General features: G+C 73.0%; 14 protein-coding genes and 1 riboswitch. Of the genes, 6 read left to right on the forward strand and 8 right to left on the reverse strand.

The annotated features are described in order from the left end of the window. Positions 1–9: 9 nt before the first annotated feature. From ilvN to BLW47_RS09350, 3 genes are all read right to left on the reverse strand, one after another. A complete protein-coding gene (gene ilvN, locus BLW47_RS09340; RefSeq protein ID WP_091554475.1) occupies positions 10–525 on the reverse strand; it encodes an acetolactate synthase small subunit in 516 nt (171 codons plus the stop codon). Continuing rightward, entirely contained in the window at positions 525–2,378 is a 1,854-nt protein-coding gene (locus BLW47_RS09345; protein ID WP_091554478.1) for an acetolactate synthase large subunit, read from the reverse strand. The genes ilvN and BLW47_RS09345 overlap by 1 nt, the downstream gene beginning before the upstream one ends. A gap of 192 nt (positions 2,379–2,570) precedes the next feature. Next, positions 2,571–4,883, reverse strand: coding sequence for a putative bifunctional diguanylate cyclase/phosphodiesterase (locus BLW47_RS09350; protein ID WP_091554685.1), 2,313 nt, complete (start codon positions 4,881–4,883; stop codon positions 2,571–2,573). 214 nt (positions 4,884–5,097) lie between these two features. Between BLW47_RS09350 and ilvD the strand changes: the two genes are divergently transcribed. Further along, positions 5,098–6,945: a dihydroxy-acid dehydratase gene (gene ilvD / locus BLW47_RS09355; protein WP_091554480.1), complete on the forward strand. Its 1,848-nt coding sequence runs from the start codon at positions 5,098–5,100 to the stop codon at positions 6,943–6,945. A gap of 99 nt (positions 6,946–7,044) precedes the next feature. Here ilvD and BLW47_RS09360 read toward each other — a convergent pair whose 3' ends face one another. Next, positions 7,045–7,584 (reverse strand): hypothetical protein, encoded by a 540-nt coding sequence (locus BLW47_RS09360; protein ID WP_139307203.1) that lies wholly within the window; start codon positions 7,582–7,584, stop codon positions 7,045–7,047. A 319-nt stretch (positions 7,585–7,903) separates the two neighbouring features. On the opposite strand from BLW47_RS09360, the gene BLW47_RS09365 reads away from it, so the two are divergent. Together BLW47_RS09365 and BLW47_RS09370 are read left to right on the forward strand one after the other, a co-directional pair. Then, positions 7,904–8,917 (forward strand): LacI family DNA-binding transcriptional regulator, encoded by a 1,014-nt coding sequence (locus tag BLW47_RS09365; protein WP_091554484.1) that lies wholly within the window; start codon positions 7,904–7,906, stop codon positions 8,915–8,917. A gap of 21 nt (positions 8,918–8,938) precedes the next feature. Continuing rightward, positions 8,939–9,024, forward strand: a riboswitch (ZMP/ZTP riboswitch). A gap of 68 nt (positions 9,025–9,092) precedes the next feature. Beyond that, positions 9,093–10,361, forward strand: a complete 1,269-nt coding sequence (locus BLW47_RS09370; protein WP_091554486.1) for a serine hydroxymethyltransferase — start codon at positions 9,093–9,095, stop codon at positions 10,359–10,361. Positions 10,362–10,440: 79 nt separating this feature from the next. Here BLW47_RS09370 and BLW47_RS09375 read toward each other — a convergent pair whose 3' ends face one another. After that, on the reverse strand, positions 10,441–13,008 hold the full coding sequence (locus BLW47_RS09375; protein WP_245736546.1) for a putative bifunctional diguanylate cyclase/phosphodiesterase: 2,568 nt from the start codon (positions 13,006–13,008) through the stop codon (positions 10,441–10,443). Positions 13,009–13,296: 288 nt separating this feature from the next. Between BLW47_RS09375 and BLW47_RS09380 the strand changes: the two genes are divergently transcribed. Next, the gene (locus tag BLW47_RS09380) at positions 13,297–13,680 is read left to right on the forward strand and encodes a PH domain-containing protein (RefSeq protein ID WP_091554490.1); all 384 of its coding nucleotides are present in this window, start codon (positions 13,297–13,299) and stop codon (positions 13,678–13,680) included. Here the strand turns inward: BLW47_RS09380 and BLW47_RS09385 are convergent. Next, complete coding sequence (locus BLW47_RS09385; RefSeq protein WP_091554493.1) at positions 13,674–14,600, reverse strand: 2-hydroxyacid dehydrogenase; 927 nt, start codon at positions 14,598–14,600, stop codon at positions 13,674–13,676. The genes BLW47_RS09380 and BLW47_RS09385 overlap by 7 nt on opposite strands. An 81-nt stretch (positions 14,601–14,681) precedes the next feature. Continuing rightward, positions 14,682–15,335, reverse strand: coding sequence for a DedA family protein (locus BLW47_RS09390; RefSeq protein ID WP_091554495.1), 654 nt, complete (start codon positions 15,333–15,335; stop codon positions 14,682–14,684). 184 nt (positions 15,336–15,519) lie between these two features. Between BLW47_RS09390 and BLW47_RS09395 the strand changes: the two genes are divergently transcribed. Beyond that, positions 15,520–16,692 carry a PQQ-dependent sugar dehydrogenase gene (locus BLW47_RS09395; protein WP_091554497.1) on the forward strand — a complete coding sequence of 391 codons (1,173 nt, stop codon included), beginning with the start codon at positions 15,520–15,522 and terminating at the stop codon, positions 16,690–16,692. A 94-nt stretch (positions 16,693–16,786) separates the two neighbouring features. Beyond that, the gene (locus BLW47_RS09400; protein WP_245736547.1) at positions 16,787–18,409 is read left to right on the forward strand and encodes a metallophosphoesterase family protein; all 1,623 of its coding nucleotides are present in this window, start codon (positions 16,787–16,789) and stop codon (positions 18,407–18,409) included. 53 nt (positions 18,410–18,462) lie between these two features. On the opposite strand, the gene gatB is transcribed toward BLW47_RS09400, so the two are convergent. Further along, positions 18,463–19,965 carry an Asp-tRNA(Asn)/Glu-tRNA(Gln) amidotransferase subunit GatB gene (gatB, locus tag BLW47_RS09405; protein ID WP_091554502.1) on the reverse strand — a complete coding sequence of 501 codons (1,503 nt, stop codon included), beginning with the start codon at positions 19,963–19,965 and terminating at the stop codon, positions 18,463–18,465. Between the last annotated feature and the right edge of the window lie 11 nt (positions 19,966–19,976).

A 19,976-nucleotide genomic window follows, 5' to 3' on the forward strand; every position in this document is an offset into this window, starting at 1 on the left:
TGTTCGTGATCAGGCGGCACGCAGCGCCGACCCGGTCGTGATCGAGCGCGAGCCGCGACCGATGGCGACGAGGCCTGACTGCACCATTTCCTTGATTCCGTACGGTTCGAGGTCGCGCAGCAGCGCGTCGAGCTTGTCGGGGGTACCCGTCGCCTCGATGGTCAACGTCTCCGGGGCGACGTCGACGACGCGGGCCCGGAACAGGTTCACCGTCTCCAGCACCTGCGACCGCATCGTCCGGTCGGCCCGCACCTTGACCAGCAGCAGCTCCCGCGACACCGACACGCCCGGGTCCAGCTCGACGATCTTGAGCACGTTCACCAGCTTGTTGAGCTGCTTCGTGACCTGCTCCAGCGGCGACTCCTCGGCGTTGACCACGATGGTGATCCGGGAGACCTCCGGGTTCTCCGTCTCGCCCACCGCGAGCGAGTCGATGTTGAAGCTGCGGCGGGAGAAGAGGCCCGACACCCGGGCCAGCACACCCGGCTTGTTCTCGACCAGCACGGACAAGGTGTGCGTCGTCATCAGATGTCGTCCTCGTCGAAGGCGGGGCGCACGCCCCGGGCGAACATGATCTCGTCGTTGCTGGTGCCGGCCGCGACCATCGGCCACACCATCGCGTCCTTGCCGACCACGAACTCGACCACCACCGGGGCGTCGTTGATCGCCATCGCCGCCTCGATCGTCTTGTCGACGTCGGCGGCGTTCTCGCAGCGCAGCCCGACGCAGCCGAGCGCCTCCGCGAGCTTCACGAAGTCCGGGATGCGGTGCTTGTGGGTGCCGAGATCGGTGTTGGAGTAGCGCTCCCCGTAGAAGAGGGTCTGCCACTGCCGGACCATGCCCAGGTTGCCGTTGTTGATCACGGCGACCTTGATCGGGATCCCCTCCAGCGCGCAGGTGGCCAACTCCTGGTTGGTCATCTGGAAGCAGCCGTCACCGTCGATCGCCCACACCGTGGCGTCCGGCCGGCCGGCCTTGGCGCCCATCGCCGCCGGCACCGCGTAGCCCATCGTGCCCAGGCCACCCGAGTTCAACCAGGTGTACGGCTTCTCGTACGAGACGAACTGCGAGGCCCACATCTGGTGCTGCCCCACCCCGGCCACGTAGATCGCGTCCGGGCCGGCGATCCTGCCGAGCCGCTCGATCACGTACTGCGGTGCCAGCGTGCCGTCGACCGGCTCGTCGTAGCCGAGCGGGTACCGCTTGCGCAGGTCGTCGAGCTGCGCCCACCACTCCGTACGGTCGGCGGTGCGGGCCTCGCCGCCCTCACCGCGTCCGATCGCCTCGATGGCGGAGATCAACTCGTCGATCACGTGCCGGGCATCGCCGACGATCGGCACGTCCGCGGCGCGGTTCTTGCCGATCTCCGCCGGGTCGATGTCGGCATGCACGATCGCCGCGCCCGGCGCGAACGAGTCGAGCTTGCCGGTCACCCGGTCGTCGAAGCGCGCCCCGAGCGCCACGATCAGGTCGGAGCGCTGCAGGCCGTAGACGGCGGCGACGGTGCCGTGCATGCCGGGCATGCCCAGGTGCTGCGGGTGCGAGTCGGGGAACGCGCCGCGCGCCATCAGCGTGGTCACCACCGGGATGCCGGTCAGCTCCGCGAGCTTGCGCAGCCCCTCCGTGGCGCCGGCCTTCAGGACGCCGCCGCCGACGTAGAGCACCGGCCGGCGCGCGGTGGTCATCAGCCGCGCCGCCTCCCGGATCTGCTTGCCGTGCGGGTGCAGGGTCGGCCGGTAGCCGGGCAGGTCGAGCGTGGGCGGCCAGCTGAACGTGGTCTCGGCCTGCAGCACGTCCTTGGGGATGTCGACCAGGACCGGGCCGGGACGGCCGGTGGCGGCCAGGTGGAACGCCTCGGCGAGGATCCGCGGGATCTCCTCGGCGGTCTGGACGAGGTAGTTGTGCTTGGTGATCGGCAGGGTGATCCCCTGGATGTCCGCCTCCTGGAAGGCGTCCGTGCCGATCGCCGGCTTCGCGACCTGGCCGGTGATCGCGACGATCGGCACCGAGTCCATGTACGCGTCGGCGATCGGCGTGACCAGGTTCGTCGCGCCCGGGCCGGAGGTCGCCATGCAGACGCCGACCCGGCCGGTGGCCTGGGCGTACCCGGTGGCGGCGTGGCCGCCGCCCTGCTCGTGGCGGACCAGGACGTGCCGCACGGTCGAGTCGTAGAGCGGGTCGTACGCCGGCAGGATCGCGCCGCCGGGGATGCCGAAGACGACGTCGACGCCGAGCGCCTCGAGCGACTTGACGAGGGACCCCGCGCCGGAGGTCCGGATCGGGCCGGTCGGCGCTACCGGGGTGACGGCGGGCGCGGCCGGGGTCCCGGCATGGGCGCGGTGGGCGAGGGTCTCTGGCGTGGGCGTCGGTCTCGTCATGGCGATTCAGGCCTTCGGCTCGGGTCGGCGGTCTCGGTGAGGTCGGCGTGGAGCGGGGTGATATCCGCTCGGCGGGCGGGAAACGCTGGCAATAAAAACGGCCCTCGTGCAGATGCACGGGGCCAGCGCACTCTCGCAGCGGGAGAGTGCGCTCAGATAAGTACTCGAGACGACCTAGTCGGCGACATGTGGCTAAGCCTGACGCATCTCACGCGCTGAGTCAACTGATCCCATATGTTGGGCGTGCCTGGCCGGCATCTGGTCCTCGACCTGCGGCGGGACCGTGCAGTCGGCCACGGGCGACGGCGCGGCGGGCAGCGCCCGGCGTCGCGGCCGGGGCGCCGGGATCTGGGCCGGGCGCAGCGAGGTCGCCGCGTCCAGCATCGCCTCCAGATGCTCGGCCGGCACGCCCCAGCCGAACAGCGCGCCCTGGCCGAACCGGCAGCCCGCCTCCACCACGACGGCCAGCTCCGCCTGGTTCGTCACCCCCTCCGCGATGACCTCCAGCCCCAACTGGTGGCCGAGGCGCATCACGATGTCCACCATCGGGGCGAACGCCCGGCGGCCGGGCGCCGGCGCCGTCGCCGGCTCCTGCTCGGCTACGAGGCTGTGGTCGATCTTGAGAATGTCGATCGGCAGGTTGCGCAGCTGCCCGAGGGACGAGTAGCCGGCGCCGAAGTCGTCCAGCGCGATGCGGACGCCGGTGGCGCGCAGCGCGCGCAGCCGCCGGATCAGCTCGTCGAGATCGGTCGCGACGGCGTGCTCGGTGACCTCCAGCACCAGCCGCTGCGGCGGCACCTGGTGGGCGCGCAGCGCCTCGGCGACCCGGAGCGCGTACTCCGGGGCGTGCAGCTCCAGCGGGGAGACGTTGACCGAGACCCACACGTCGTGCCCGTCGGCCAGCCACAGCGACAGCTGCCGGCAGGCCTCGTCGAGCACCCACGCGCCCAATGTTGCGATCTGTCCGGATTGCTCCGCCAGCGGGATGAACTCGTCGGGCCGTACGTACCCCAGCTCGGGGTGACGCCAGCGCAGCAGCGCCTCCGCGCCGACCGGCCGCACCGAGGGCACCGCCACCACCGGCTGGAACGCCAGGTGCAGCTCTCCGCGCTCCACCGCGCCGCGTAGCTCGTGCTCGATCGTGGTGCGGCGCCGCCACTGCTGGTCGTACTCGCTGTCGTACTGCTCGACCCGGTTCTTGCCGCGCTGCTTGGCGTAGCGCAACGCCAGGTCGGCGTTGCGCAGCAGCGTCGGCACGTCCGGCGTCCCCGCCGAGTACGCCATCCCGACGCTCACCGACAGCCGCACCTCCGGCCCGCCCGCCGCGGGATACGGCGCGCTGAGCACCGCGAGCAGCCCGTCGGCGGTCCGCTGCGCCTCGGCCGGCGTGGCGCCGTTGAGCAGGACGGCGAACTCGTCCCCGCCCAGCCGGGCCGTCACGTCACCCGGGCGCGGCTCGGCCCGCAACCGCCGCCCGACCTCGGTGAGCACCGCGTCGCCGACGTCGTGGCCGCGCATGTCGTTGACCGTCTTGAAGCCGTCCAGGTCCAGCGTGACCAGCACGCACGGCGAGCCGGCCGCGGTGGCCCGCTCCAGCTCGTTCAGCAGCGCCCGACGGTTGGCGAGCCCCGTCAGCGGATCCGTGTGCGCCAGCCTCCGGAAGTGCGCCTCGCGCTCGGCGAGCCGGCGGGCGTAGGCCCGGACGTCGAGCAGGGCCAGGTACTGCCGGGCGACCAGGGCGAACCCCTCGACGCTGCCGGCCGCGATGCCGACGGCGGTGAACTCGCCCTCGCGCAGCACGTGGTACATCCCGGCCACGGCCATCGCGATCATCGGCACGAAGGCGTACGCGGTGCCGCGCCGGATCACGTCGCCGTCGAACCCACCGTCGCCGCGCGGGGCGCGCCGCGCGACCGCGACGACGAGCAACCCGACCCCGGTCGCGGCGGCGGCCCCGAGCGCGACCGGCTCCCGTCCCCGGCAGATCCCGAGGCCGAGGCCGACGCCGGCCAGCGCCACCCAGACCACCCCGCCGCCGAGCAGCAGCAGCCGGTGGCGCGGACCGGAGCAGCGCATCCCGACGACCGCGGCGACGCCGATCGCGACCGCGGCGACGACGCCCGGCACCAGGAGCGCCGGGCACGCGGCCGGTGTCGCGTCACCGAGCAGCCTCGTGGGACGCGACACCAGGACCCAGACGACGAACCAGAGCGCGGCGGCGATCACCAGCGCGTCGAGAAGGTGGCGCAGAACACAGCCGGAGTTACGGGTCACCCCCGGCAGCGCCAGCAGCGCCAGCGAGAGCACCAGCGCGCCCAGCCCGAATCCGACCGCGACGACCGAGGCGAGCAGCATCCGGTCGTGCTGGGTCCAGCGCGGCGCCAGGGCGGCCGTCCCGGCCAGCCCGGCGATCGTGCTCAGCGTCACGAGCAGCGCGCCCGCGGCGAAGAACCGCTGCGCGGCGGCCCCGCCGGGGCGCCCGGTCCGGGGAGGGACGATCAACATCAGGACGCCGAGCGCCGCCGCCGCGGAACTACCCACCGCGACGGCCGCCGGGGCCGAGACGAGTCGCACGCGCTAACTGTGCCGGATCCGGACCCGGCACGGGAGACGGGGTGACACGGAAATGCAGAAACTTCACCTCGGTCGATGTCCCGAGTGGTGGACGCCGCAGGCGTCGGAGACGCCGTTGCGGCCCGGCCGGTGCAACACTGGACACATGCCTGAGCTGCGGTCGAAGACCTCCACGCACGGCCGGATGATGGCCGGCGCCCGGGCCCTGTGGCGGGCCACCGGGATGACCGACGACGATTTCGGCAAGCCGATCGTCGCGATCGCCAACAGCTTCACCCAGTTCGTACCCGGGCATGTGCACCTCAAGGACCTCGGTGGCCTCGTCGCCGACGCGGTGGCCGAGGCCGGCGGCGTCGGGCGGGAGTTCAACACGATCGCGGTCGACGACGGCATCGCGATGGGCCACGGCGGCATGCTCTACTCGCTGCCCAGCCGGGAGCTGATCGCGGACGCGGTGGAGTACATGGTCAACGCGCACTGCGCCGACGCCCTGGTCTGCATCTCCAACTGCGACAAGATCACCCCGGGCATGCTGCTCGCCGCGCTGCGGCTCAACATCCCGACCGTCTTCGTCTCCGGCGGCCCGATGGAGGCCGGCAAGACGGTGGCGATCGAGGGGATCGTGCACTCCAAGATCGACCTGATCGACGCGATGATCGCCTCGTCGAACGAGGCCGTGACCGACGACCAGCTAGACGCGATCGAGCGCTCCGCGTGCCCGACCTGCGGCTCCTGCTCCGGGATGTTCACCGCGAACTCGATGAACTGCCTCACCGAGGCGATCGGGCTGGCGCTGCCCGGCAACGGCTCGACGCTCGCCACCCACGCCGCCCGCAGGTCGCTCTTCACCCGGGCCGGCCGGACCGTGGTCGACATCGCGAAGCGGTGGTACGAGCAGGACGACGCGTCGGTGCTGCCCCGCTCGATCGCGTCGAAGTCCGCGTTCGAGAACGCCGTCGCGCTCGACGTGGCGATGGGCGGCTCCACCAACACCGTGCTGCACCTGCTCGCCGCGGCCCGCGAGGCCGAGCTGGACTTCGGCGTCGCCGAGATCGACGCGATCTCGCGGCGCGTCCCCTGCCTGGCCAAGGTCGCCCCGAACAGCCAGCAGTACCACATGGAGGACGTGCACCGCGCCGGCGGCATCCCGGCCATCCTCGGCGAGCTGGACCGGGGCGGCGCGCTGCACCGCGACGTGCACTCGGTGCACTCCCCCTCGCTCGACCAGTGGCTGGCCGACTGGGACGTGCGCGGCGGCGCGGCCACCCCCGAGGCGCTCGAGCTCTTCCACGCCGCTCCGGGCGGGGTGCGCACCACCGAGCCGTTCTCGACCACCAACCGGTGGTCCTCGCTCGACACCGACGCCGCGGGCGGCTGCATCCGCGACATCGCGCACGCCTACTCCGCCGACGGCGGCCTCGCGATCCTCACCGGCAACCTCGCGCCGGACGGATGCGTGGTGAAGACCGCCGGCGTCCCCGAGGAGTGCCTGACCTTCCGCGGTCCGGCCAAGGTCTACGAGTCGCAGGAGGCGGCCGTCGAGGCCATCCTCGGCAAGCGGGTCGTGGCCGGCGACGTCGTGGTGATCCGGTACGAGGGGCCGAAGGGCGGCCCGGGCATGCAGGAGATGCTCTACCCGACCTCGTTCCTCAAGGGCCGCGGCCTCGGCCGCGCCTGCGCGCTGATCACCGACGGCCGCTTCTCCGGCGGCACCTCCGGGCTCTCGATCGGGCACGCCTCCCCCGAGGCGGCCTCCGGCGGCACGATCGCGCTGGTCGAGGAGGGCGACGAGATCGTCATCGACATCCCGAACCGGTCGATCCAGCTCAACGTCGCGGACGAGGTGCTCCAGTCGCGCCGGATCGCCCAGGAGAAGCGGGATCGCCCGTACACCCCGGTGGACCGCCAGCGCCCGGTCTCGGCGGCCCTGCGGGCGTACGCCTCGATGGCCACCTCCGCCAGCGACGGCGCCTACCGCCGCGTCCCGGAGTAACCCCCGCCCGGCTACCCGTTGATCAAGGGATCGGCAGCGCGACGCCCCGTGTCGCCCGCCGCCGATCCCTTGATCATGTTTGGGTACGGGAAGGGCCGGTCAGACGCGGGTGCGGGGGTGGTTGGTCGGGCCCTTCTTCAGCCACGCCCTTGTCCAGGCCAACGCGGCGGTGCCGCACGGCGGCACGTTGCTGTACCGGTACCGCTTGCCGGTCATCGCCACCGCCACGCAGTCCGCCCAGGTCTCGACCTGGGAGCTGCTCTTCTGCGGGAAGCCGACCGGCGGGGCGCCGTAGACGCGCTGCGAGCCGTAGTGGAACGCGATGTGGTGCCCGAACTCGTGCGCCATCACCGACTTCAGGTTCACCCACGGCCGCTGCGCGTGGTAGGTGCCGATCGTGATGCCGCGGTTGCGGGCCGAGTACGACGAGTGGCCGCCGATGACACCGGAGACGTTCACCTTCAGCAGCGCCTTGCGCCACACGGTCGGAACCACCGAGTTCATCGCGTCCTGGGCGCGCTTCTGCATCTGCCGGTAGCTCGGCGCGGCCGACGCCGGCGACGCGGCGCCGATCAGGGCCAGCGCGGTGAGCACGGCGATCGCCGGGGCGAGCAGACGACGGGGGCCGGAAACTGTCATGAGGAGTTCCTTCAGGACATGCGTCGGGGCGAACCGGGCGTCAGCCGCAACGCCGACCGCCCGCACGCCGTCCTGATTCGGCGCGCCTCGGGCGAAGTTGAGGACTACGGGGCGGCCGGCCCCACCGGCTTCGCCATGACCTGCGCCACGCCGAGAGCGTCAGGTCCCGCAGCGGGGTGCGTGCGCCTCACCGTCACCGCCGGCCCGCCGGGCGCGGGTCGCACCGTGGCGCCCGGCGGCACGGGCGGGGAGATCGACGGCGGTAACGTTGGGCGGCGGACGTGACCGCCGCCAGCGCGGGTCGAGCAAGGGAGCCCCGGTGAAACGGCCGACGATCGCCGACATCGCACGCCGCGCCGGCGTGTCGAAGGGCGCCGTGTCGTACGCCCTGAACGGCCAGCCCGGCGTCTCCGAGGCGACCCGGCAGCGCATCCTGGCGATCGCCGAGGAGATCGGCTTCACCCCCAACAGCGCCGCCCGGGCGCTCTCCGGCGCCACCGCCAACGCGGTGGGCCTGGCGCTGCGCCGCCCGGCCCGGATCCTCGGCCTCGAGCCGTTCTTCATGGAGCTGATCAGCGGCGTGGAGGCGGAGCTCTCCGCGCGGTCGTACGCGCTGACGCTGCAGGTGGTCGCCGACCCGGAGGCGGAGATCGCGGTCTACCGGCGGTGGTGGGGCGAGCGCCGGGTGGACGGCGTGCTCCTGTGCGACCTGCGGATCGACGACCGGCGGGTGCCGGTGCTGGAGCAGCTGCAACTGCCGGCCGTGGTGATCGGCGGGCCCGGCCACACCGGCGGGCTGGCCAGCGTCTGGGCCGACGACGCGGCCGCGCTCGCCGAAGCGGTCGAATACCTGGTCGCGCTCGGCCACCGCCGGATCGCCCGGGTCGGCGGCCTCCCCGAGCTGCTGCACACCGAGATCCGCACCCGCGCCTTCACCGACGCCTGCGCCCGGCTCGGCCTGTCCGAGGCGGTCACCGTGGCGTGCGACTACACCGGCGAACAGGGGGGTCGCGCGACCCGGCGACTGCTCAGCGCCGCCCGGCGCCCGACCGCGATCGTCTACGACAACGACGTGATGGCGATCGCCGGGCTCGCCGCCGCCCACGAGCTGGGGCTCGCCGTCCCCGGCGACCTGTCGATCGTCGCCTGGGACGACTCCCCGCTCTGCCGGCTGGTGCACCCCTCGCTGACCGCGCTCGGCCGCGACATCCCGGCGTACGGCGCACACGCCGCCCGCGCCCTCCTCGCGGTGATCGCCGGCGATCAGGTCGGCGCCTACCAGCACGACACCCCCCACCTGAAGCCCCGCGGCAGCACCGCCCCGCCCCGCTGACCGGGCCGCCCGCTACGATCAGGGGGGTTACGCGACTGGCGCAGCGAGGTGGAAGAGACCACCGGGGAGCGACCGCAGACCGTGCACCGCGCGCCTGGGTGCACCGTCGACACGCAGGCCGCGTGCGGCCGGGCCCGGTCCCGGCCGACAACGCCGAGATGCCAGGAGGACGCTCGTGCACGTACCCCCGATTCCCAGCCTGACCGCCACGGACCCGCAGCTGGCCGAGCTCATCGAGGGCGAGGCGCGCCGTCAGCACGACAAGCTGCGGATGATCGCCTCGGAGAACTACGTCTCGACCGCCGTGCTCGAGGCCAGCGGCACGGTGCTCACCAACAAGTACTCCGAGGGGTACGCGGGCAAGCGCTACTACGAGGGGCAGCAGTTCATCGACCCGATCGAGACGCTCGCGGTCGAGCGCGCCCGCGAGGTGTTCCGGGTCGACCACGCCAACGTCCAGCCGTACTCCGGCTCCCCCGCCAACCTCGCGGTCTACCTGGCCTTCCTCTCCCCCGGCGACACCGTGATGGGCATGGCGCTGCCGATGGGCGGGCACCTCACGCACGGCTGGTCGGTCTCGGCGACCGGCAAGTGGTTCAACCCGGTCCGCTACAACGTCTCCAAGGAGACCGGCCGGATCGACCTGGACGAGGTCCGCGAGATCGCGCTCCGCGAGCGGCCCAAGGTGATTTTCTGCGGCGGCACCGCCGTGCCGCGCACGATCGACTTCCCCGGCTTCGCGCAGATCGCCGAGGAGGTCGGCGCGGTGCTGGTCGCCGACATCGCGCACATCGCCGGGCTGATCGCCGGCGGCGCCCACCCGTCGCCGGTCGGCTACGCCGACGTCATCACCACCACCACCCACAAGACGCTGCGCGGCCCCCGGGGCGCCATGATCATGAGTACGGCGCAGCACGCCAACGCGATCGACAAGGCGGTCTTCCCCGGCCTGCAGGGCGGCCCGCACAACCACACCACCGCCGGCATCGCGGTGGCGCTGAAGGAGGCCTCGACCGCCGACTTCCGCCGGTACGCGCACCAGGTGGTCGCCAACGCCAAGGCGCTGGCCGCCGCGCTGCTGGAGCGGGGCTTCGAGCTCTCGTCCGGCGGCACCGACAACCACCTGATCCTGGCGGATCTGACCAGCAAGGGCGTCGCCGGCAAGCCGGCCGCGCAGGCGCTGGACCGCGCCGGCATCGAGCTCAACTACAACACCGTGCCGTACGACACCCGCAAGCCGTTCGACCCGTCCGGCATCCGGCTCGGCACCGCCGCGCTGACCACGCGCGGCCTGACCGAGGAGCACATGCCGCAGGTGGCGGCGTGGATGGACGACGCGGTCACGGCGGCCATCAAGGACGACGAGGCCACCCTGACCCGGATCTCCGGCGAGGTCCGCGACCTCCTCGACGCGTTCCCGGTGCCCGGCTACACCCCCGCCTGACCGCCGCCGAGATCCCGACGATCTTGGAGTTATGGCTCCGGAACCGCCATAACTCCAAGGTCGTCGCGATCAACGGGGGTCAGACCGAGGGGGTGTGGAACTCGGCCAGGAAGGCCTCCACGCGTTCGGCGGGGGCGGGGCGGGCCAGCGCATGGCCCTGGGCGAACCGGCAGCCCGCCTCGCGCGCCTGGTCGACCTGGGCGGTCGCCTCCAGGCCCTCCGCGAGGATCTCCAGGCCGAGCCGGCGGCCCAGGCTGACCACGACGTCGATCAGCGGCTTGCTCGGGGTCCGCCGGTCGCCGGAGTCGGCGACGAGCGCCCGATCGATCTTGAGAATGTCGACCGGCAGCCGTCGGAGCTGGGCCAGCGACGCCTGACCGGCGCCGAAGTCGTCCAGCGCCGTGCGGACGCCGAGCGCCCGCAGCCCGGCCAGCTGGGTGACCACCGTCGGCACGTCCGCGGCGACCCGCGACTCGGCGATCTCGACGACGAGCCGCTCGGGCGCGATCCGGTGCGCGGCGAGCGTGGCGGCGACCGTGCTGACGAAGTCGGGGGCGGCCAGCTCCCGCTGCGAGACGTTGACCGCCATCCAGAGGTCGTGCCCGAGCCGCGACCACGCGGCGAGCTGCCGGCACGCGCGCTGGCGCACCCACCGGCCGATCTCGTCGATCAGCGCGAGGTCCTCGGCGACCGGCAGCAGCTCGGCGGGGAGCACCGTGCCGAGCATGGGACTGCGCCAGCGCAGCAGCGCCTCCACCCCGACCGGCCGGCCGTCCTCCAACGCGATCACCGGCTGGTAGACCAGGTCCAGCTCGCCGCGCTCGACCGCACCGGGCAGCTCCCGTTCGAGGTCCATCCGCCGGACGAGCTGCTCCTCCAGGAAGGCGTCGTACCACTCCACCCGGTTGCGCCCGAGCTGTCGCGCCCGACGGCGCGCGAGGTCGGCGCGGCGGAGCACGTCGTCGACGCTGTCACCGCCGCTCACCTCGGCCAGCCCGATGCTGACGTGCAGATGGACGATCGCGCCGGGCAGCTGGTAGGGCTCGGTGAGCGCGGTGAGCAGCCGGGTGGCCAGCGCGTACGCCAGCATCGGCCCCTCGACCGTGACCACGGCGAACTCGTCGCCGGCGAGCCGGGCCGCGACGTCGTCGGAGCCGACCGTGGCGCGCAGCCGCCGGCCGACCTCGATCAGGACGGCGTCGCCGACCTCCCGCCCGCGTACGTCGTTGATGCCGGCCATGCCGTGCAGGTCGATGACGAGCAGCGCGCCGCCGTGGCCGGGGACGGCGCGCTGGGTGACGATCGTGCGCATCAACTCGCGCCGGTTGGCCAGCCCGGTGAGCTGGTCGGTGAAGGCCAGCTGGTGCAGCGTCCGCTCCAGCCGCCGGCGCTCGCCCACGTCGCGCATGTGCACCACGAGCGCGCCCACCTCGGGCACGCCCCGCTGGTCGCTGATCGTGGACTCGGTATCGCGCCAGGCGCCGTGCCCGTCGCGCAGCCGCGCGGCCACGAGCCGGGTACGCCCGTCGGCGACGGGCTGGCGCTGCGCCAGCACCGCGGTCAGCAGCGTGGTCACGTCGGCGGCGTCGTCGGGGTGCATCAGCTCGCCGAAGGAGCGACCGATCACGTCGGCGTCGGAGAGCCCGAACAGCCGCGCCGCGGCCGGGGACTGCCACCGCACCAGCAGATCCTCCCCGACCACCATGGTCAGGTCGTTGCCGCCGGAGACCATCGACCGGAAGTGCGCCTCCTGCCGGGCGAGCCGGCGCGCGTAGCCGCGGATGTCCATCGCGGCGAGCACCTCCCGCACCACCATGGCGGGGATGCCGGCCAGCCCCAGCACGATCGAGGTGTGGTCGAAGTGGCCGACCGTCACCAGGTGGTAGACCGCGGCCAGGGTGGCGACCATGGCCGGGACGCTGAGCAGCGGGTACGCCGACAGCCGCGACTCGGCCTCGATGGTCGGTGGCGGCGGCGGTCCGGCCGGCGCGCGGTGCGCCCCGATGGAGATGACCACCGGCCCGAACACGAGCGGCGCGGCCGCGACCAGCATCGCCCATTGTGGACCGCCGTAGGCGATGACCATGGCCAGCGCGGCCAGCCCGGTCATCGCCGCGCCCGACCCGGACCCGGAGAGCAGCGCGGCCGGGCGGTAGCGGGCGGCCCGCAGCGCGGTGACCGTCACCACGGAGATCCCGGCGGCGGCGATCAGTGCGGCGGCGAGCGCCGCGGGCGGCATCGGACCGGCCGGCGGCATCAGCCAGCCGGCGAAGGCGAGCGTGATGCCGATGCTGAGGCCGTCGAAGCCGCGCCGGACCCGGGTGGCGACCGTGGTCGCGGCGCCGGGCAGCAGCAGCATGCCGAGCAGGTACGCGAGCACCGCGACGGCCAGCCCGCCGACCGCGACGCCGGCCCGGGAGGCCGGGGCGACCAGCGGCAGCGCCGCCACCGCCAGACCGCCGGCCAGCACGCCGATGCCGAGGAGCCCGGCGCCGCGGCAGGTGCCGAGGCGGGTGCCGTACACGGCGCGGATCGTGAGGGCGAGCCGGATCAGCCGTACGCCCACCACGAGCGCGACGGTCGCGGTCGCGGCCGCCACGGCGACGATCTCCGGCAGGAGGTCGAGGAAACCCGCCAGGAGCAGCACCCCCGCCGACGTCGGTGCCGCGATCTCAACGGCCCGGGCGGCGGCTCCCGGTGCTCGATCGCGATCAGCTACTGCCGCAGACACAGCCGTGGCCACCTTCATGGAGGGGACAAAGGGCGTTGACGCGACGGCCAGGCCGGGAAGCGAGACCGCGCCTGTGAATACTCAACGAACAGTACGCCACGCCGGTGACGGGCACCATTCGCCCATAAGTGTTCTTGCCGGACACCATTTCTTCCTGCTCCGGGCGAGAGAAGCCGGTCCCGGCGCGGATGGAAAGATGGCCGGGTGAGCAGCCCCCGACCCGTCCGGTTCCGGCCCCACCAGGCGACCCTGGTGGCCGCCGTCGTCGCGTTCTTCGGCGCGCTGCCGCTGGCGACGGCGCGCTGGTACCTGCTGCCAGTGCTGCTCGTTCCGCTGGCCGTCGCGCTCTGGGCGTGGCGCTCGGGCACCGATGTGGACGACCGGGGGCTGCGGCTGCGCGCGGTGGCCGGTTCGCACCGGATCCCGTGGTCGCAGGTCGCCGAGTTGGGCCCCGATCCGCGCGGGCGGGCGGCCGCGCTGCTCACCGACGGCCGTACCGTCGTGCTGCCGGCCGTGCGCGCCGCGGACCTGCCCCGGGTCATCGCCGCCAGCGGCCAACAGATCACCGGCGCGGCCGACGCTCAGTAGCCGTCGACGACCTCGTTGATGAGCGGCTCGCCGGCCGCGTAGCGGCGCAGCTGCTCGCCGACCAGCCGGTAGGCACGCGGCAGCAGGCCACGCACCGAGCCGCCGACGTGCGGTGTGATGAGCACGTTGGGCAGCGTCCACAGCGGATGATCCGCGGGCAGCGGCTCGGGGTCGGTCACGTCCAGCGCGGCGTCGAGCCGCCCGCTGGTGACCTCGGCGACCAGGGCGTCGGTCCGCACCACGGGGCCGCGGGCCGCGTTGACCAGCAGCGCGCCGTCCGGCATGGCGGCGAGGAAGTCGGCGTCGACCATCCCGCGGGTCCGCTCGGTCAGCGGCACGATCAGCACCACGATCTGCGCCGCCGGCAGCAGCCGCGGCAGCTCGTCGACACCGTGCACGCCCTCGGCCGGCCGCGGCGTACGGGCCACCAGCGTGATGTCGACCTCGAACGGCGCGAGCCGGGCGCGCAGCGCCGCCCCGATCGATCCGGCCCCGACGATGAGCACCCGCTTGCCGGCGAGCTCGTCGGTCGGCGTGAACTCCGCGTACGACCACGCACGCCGGGCCTGGGCCCGCGCGAAGCCCGGGAACGCCCGCAGGTGCGACAGGATGGCCGCGACAACCCATTCGGCGGTGGGCGAGTCGTGCACCCCGCGCGCGTCGCAGAGCCGCACCCCGGCGGGGAGCCGGCCGGCCCAGACGTCCGCGCCCGCGGAGAGGAGCTGCACCACCGCCAGGTCCGGCAGCTTGCCGGCGACGTCCACCGACTCGGCCTGGGTCAGGAACGGCGGGACCCAGAACCGCATCCCGCGCGGATCGACGTCGAGCAGCTCCGGCCGGGGCACGACCTCGATCGTCACGTCCCCGGGCACCGGGCCGAGCAGCGCTCGGCCCTCCTCGTGCGGAATCCACGCCTTCACGGGATCCGACAGTAGCCGGGCGGCCCGGAACGCGGCGAGTCGGCCGGAGGCGGCGGCAGAGTGCTCCGGCCGGTGGCGCGGCTACACGGAGGTGCGGTCGCGGCGGGCGCCGGCGCGGGCGCGGAGCAGCTCGACGACGACCGGCACCACCGAGATCACGACGATCCCGATGAGGATCAGCTCGATGTTCTGCTTCACGAAGGGAATCTGGCCGAGGAAGTAGCCGAGGACGGTCACGCCGGTGCCCCAGAGGATGCCGCCGACGATGTTGTAGACGACGAAGGTCCGATAGCGCATGTTGCTGACGCCCGCCACGATCGGCGTGAAGGTCCGCACGATGGGGACGAAGCGGGCCAGCACGATCGAGCGCGCGCCGTACTTCTCGAAGAACTCCTGCGCCTTGAGGACGTTCTCCTGCTTGAACAGGCGCGAGTTGGGACGGCGGAACAGCGCCGGCCCGACCCGCTTGCCGAAGAGATAGCCGACCTGGTCGCCCGCGATCGCGGCGATGGTGATCAGCAGACAGACCAGCCAGAGCGGGTAGGTGATCTTCCCGTCGGAGGTCAGCAGACCCGCGGTGAACAGCAGCGAGTCGCCCGGCAGGAAGAAGCCGATCAGGAGCCCGGACTCCGCGAAGACGATGGCCAGGATGCCGAGCAGACCGAAGGTCGAGATCAACCACTCGGGGTCCAGCCAGGACGGACCCAGCGCCAGCGTGGTCACGGGCGTAGACACGAGTGGACCTCCCGGATTGCCTGCACAGCGCGCACCCGATCATCCGGGCGGCGGACACCAGCGGGAGTGTACGCGCGTTTCCTGTCAGTCTGCGCCGGCCCGGAGTACCCGGCGGTAGTTCGGCGGAATCGACGGAATTCGTGAGGGCCGGGGCCGCACAGCGTGGACGGTTAAGCTGACGGAGATGAGCGCCCGCCCCCCGTACCCCCGCCGCAGCCGGACCCGCGCGTGCGCCGCCGCCGGCGCGGCGCTCGCGCTCGCGGTCGGCGGCTGCGCCTTCGGCGAGCCGACGCCCGACGTGGCCGGCAAACCGCCGAGCTTCCCCACCCCGTCGGTCAGCGCCACCGGTGGTGGCACGGACCAACAGGTCGCCGCGACCGTCCTCGCCACCGGGCTGCGCGTGCCCTGGGGGGTCGCGTTCCTCCCCGACGGCGGCGCGCTGGTCACGGAACGCGACACGGCGAAGATCCTGAAGGTCGGGCCGGAGTCGGACACCGACGGGCTCAAGGTCACCGTGGTGCAGACGCTCGACGAGGTCGACGCGGCCGGCGAGGGCGGCCTGATGGGCATCGCGGTGTCGCCGCGGTACGCCGACGACAGGACGGTCTTCGTCTACTACTCGACGAGCCGGGACAACCGGGTCGCGAAGCTGACGCTCGGGGGCGAACCCACCCCGATCGTCACCGGCATCCCGCTCTCCGGCATCCACAACGGCGGCCGGCTCGCCTTCGGCCCCGACGGCTTCCTCTACGCGACCACCGGGGACGCCTCCCACCGCGGGCTGTCGCAGGACCGGGCCAGCCTCGGCGGCAAGATCCTGCGGATGACCACCGACGGCAAGCCCGCCCCCGGCAACCCCTTCGGCAACTCGCTCGTCTGGTCGCTCGGACACCGCAACGTGCAGGGCATCGCGTGGGACGCCGGCAAGCGGCTCTACGCGACGGAGTTCGGCCAGAGCACCTGGGACGAGATCAACCGGATCGAACCCGGCAAGAACTACGGGTGGCCCGACGTCGAGGGGCACGGCACGGACAGCCGGTTCGTCAACCCGCTGGTGGTCTGGCGCACCGGCGAGGCCTCCTGCTCCGGCGCCGCGATCGTCGGTCCGCTGCTGGTCGCCGCGTGCCTGCGCGGTCAGCGGCTCTGGCTGACCGAGCTGACCGCGAACGGCGGGGTGCTCGGGCAGCCCCGCGCGCTGCTCACCAACGAGTACGGCCGGCTGCGCACCGCCGTGGCCGCCCCCGACGGATCGCTCTGGATCACCACGTCCAACCACGACGCCCGCGGCCGCCCCACCGCCACCGACGATCGGATCATCCGGCTGGTCTTCGCGGGCGCCGCGGCCGGCAAGAGCTGAGCGCTTCAGCTGCGGCTCCCGGCCGATCCACCCCGAAACGCCGGAGGCCCGTCAGGTTTGCCCCCCGGCAACACGGGGCAGGCATGATCTCGACATGGCTGAGCGCGAAGACGATGACATGCGCCCGCCCGGAGCCGACGACACGGCCCCCGGAGCCGACGACACGGACGCCGGGACCCGGCGATCCGTTGGCGAACGGGTCCGCGCCGCCGGCGGCGCGCTCGGCCGGGCGGCGCGGTCCCGCGCGGGCCGCCGCACCCGGATCACACTGGGCGTCCTCGCCGTCTCCGTCGTCGGGGTCGTGCTCGGCGTGCTGCTGGGCGCGCACACGAAGGTCGACATCGGGCCGTTCAACGCCCAGATGACCATCCGGCCGTCGCTCACCGGCGGCACCGACGTGGTCATCCCACCGCTGGGCTCGCTGCTGCTGGACAGTCACGACGGACCGGCGCACCTCTCCGTGCAGCTCGGCACGCTCGACCAGCGCCGAACCAAGGCGCTGATCGACGATCCGGCCGGCATCGCCAGGGCGAGCGAGACCGCGGTGCACGACGTGACCCGCGGCATCGTCCGACTCGGCGTGCGCACCCTCGCCTTCTCCGTGCTCTGCACCCTGCTGCTGGCGGCGCTGGTCTTCCGCAACGTCCGCCGGGTCGCCTGGTCGGGGCTGCTCTCGCTGGTGATCACGGGCGGGAGCCTGGGGATCGGCGCGCTGACCCTGCGCACCAGCGCGATCGAGGAGCCGCGCTACGAGGGGCTGCTGGTGAACGCGCCGGCCGTGGTCGGCGACGCACGCCGGATCGCCAACGACTACAACATGTACGCCGAGCAGCTGCAACGGCTGGTCGGCAACGTCAGCCGGATCTACACGACCGTCTCGACGCTGCCGCTCTACGACCCGGCGCCCGGCACCAAGCGCGTGCTGCACGTCTCCGACCTGCACCTCAACCCGACCGCGTGGCAGATGATCCGCACCATCGTCGAGCAGTTCAACATCGACGCGGTGATCGACACCGGCGACATCACCGACTGGGGCAGCGAGCCGGAGGGCTCGTTCGTGAGCGCGATCGGGGCGCTCCGGGTCCCCTACATCTACATCCGCGGCAACCACGACTCGGCGCGCACCGCGGCGTCCGTCGCCAGCCAGCGCAACGCGATCGTGCTGAACAACTCGATGACCACCGTGGCCGGGCTGACCATCGCCGGCATCGGCGATCCCCGCTTCACCCCCGACAAGGAGACCTCACCGGCCGGGTCGGGCCTGACGAAGCCGGTCGCCGAACAGGTGATCGGGGCCGGTGAGCGGCTGGCCAACACGGTCCGCTCCGCCGGCCACCCGGTGGACATCGCGCTGGTGCACGACCCCGAGTCCGCCGGCCCGCTCTCCGGCGTCTGCCCGCTGGTCCTCGCCGGGCACGTCCACGCCCGCCAGACGCGGATGCTCGCGCAGGTGCCGGGGCAGCAGCCGACCCGGCTGCTGGTCGAGGGCTCGAGCGGCGGGGCGGGGCTGCGCGGCCTGGAGGGCGAGGCGCCGACCCCGCTGGCGATGTCGGTGCTCTACTTCGGCGCGGACCGGGCGCTGCAGGCGTACGACGACATCGTGGTCGGGGGCACCGGGCGCTCCCAGGTCACCCTGGAACGACACGTGGTCAACGAGAAGAAGCTGCCCAACCCGAGCCCGACGGTGGCGACGCCCACCCCGACACGCACCCGCTGAGCTTCATCAGCGGGCGGGCGCCGGGGCGGGCGGCAGCCGGGCGGCGGAGGCCGTCAGCCCTGGACGCCGAGCCGGGCCAGGATCAGTTCCCGTACGGTCTTCGCGTCCGCCTGCCCGCGCGTGGTCTTCATGACCGCGCCGACCAGCGCGCCGGCGGCGGCGACCTTGCCGTCCCGCACCTTGTCCGCGATGGCGGGGTTGGCGGCGATCGCCTCGTCCACCGCGGCCGTCAGCGCGCCGGTGTCGGAGACGACCTCCAGGCCCCGCGCCGCCATGATCTCGGACGGCGTGCCCTCGCCGGCCACCACGCCCTCCAGCACGGTGCGGGCGAGCTTGTCGTTGAGCTTCCCCTCGTCCACGAGCCGCTGCAGCTCGGCGACGTGCGCCGGGGTGGCCCCGACCGCCGCGAGCTCCACCCCGGTCTCGTTGGCGCGCCGGGCCAGCTCACCGAGCCACCACTTGCGCGCGCCCGCCGGGGTCGCGCCGGCCGCGACGGTCTCCTCGATCAGCTCGACGGCGCCGGCGTTGACCACGGACTGCATGTCGAGGTCGGTCAGCCCCCACCGCTCCTGCAGCCGCGTGCGGTGCACCCGCGGCAGCTCCGGCAGCGCGCTCTTCAGCTCGGCGACCCACGCCGGGTCCGGCGCGATCGGCACCAGGTCCGGCTCCGGGAAGTAGCGGTAGTCGGTCGCGGTCTCCTTGGAACGCCCCGACGTGGTGTCGCCGGTGTCCTCGTGGAAGTGCCGCGTCTCCTGCACGATCCTGCCGCCGGAGTCCAGGACCGCCGCCTGACGCAGGATCTCCGAACGGACGGCCCGCTCGACGCTGCGCAGCGAGTTCACGTTCTTGGTCTCGGTGCGGGTGCCCCAGTCTTCGCCGGGGAGGTTGAGCGAGGTGTTGACGTCGCAGCGCAGCGAGCCCTGCTCCATGCGCACGTCGGAGACGCCGAGCGAACGGATCACGTCGCGCAGCTCGGTGACGTACGCGCGCGCCACGACCGGGGCCTTCGCGCCGGTGCCGGGGATCGGCTTGGTGACGATCTCGACGAGCGGGATGCCGGCGCGGTTGTAGTCGACCAGCGACTCGGTCGCGCCGTGGATCCGGCCGGTCGCGCCGCCGACGTGCAGCGTCTTGCCGGTGTCCTCCTCCAGGTGCACGCGCTCGATCCCGATGCGCACCATCTCGCCGTCGACCTCGACGTCCAGCCAGCCGTCGAAGCAGAGCGGCTCGTCGTACTGGCTGGTCTGGAAGTTCTTCGGCATGTCCGGATAGAAGTAGTTCTTCCGGGCGAAGCGGCACCACTCGGCGATCGAGCAGTTGAGCGCGAGGCCGATCCGGATCGTCGCCTCGATGGCGGCCCGGTTGGCGACCGGCAGCGACCCGGGCAGGCCGAGGCAGACCGGGCAGACCTGGGTGTTGGGCTCTGCGCCGAACCCGGTCGGGCAGGCGCAGAACATCTTCGTGTTCGTGCCGAGCTCGACGTGGGTCTCCAAGCCGATCACCGGCTCGTAGCGCTCGACGACATCGTCGTACGTGGGCAGCGCGGTCGTGCTCATCAACGCTCCAG

The sequence above is a fragment of the Micromonospora pattaloongensis genome, from assembly GCF_900107255.1.
Classification (GTDB): domain Bacteria; phylum Actinomycetota; class Actinomycetes; order Mycobacteriales; family Micromonosporaceae; genus Micromonospora_I; species Micromonospora_I pattaloongensis.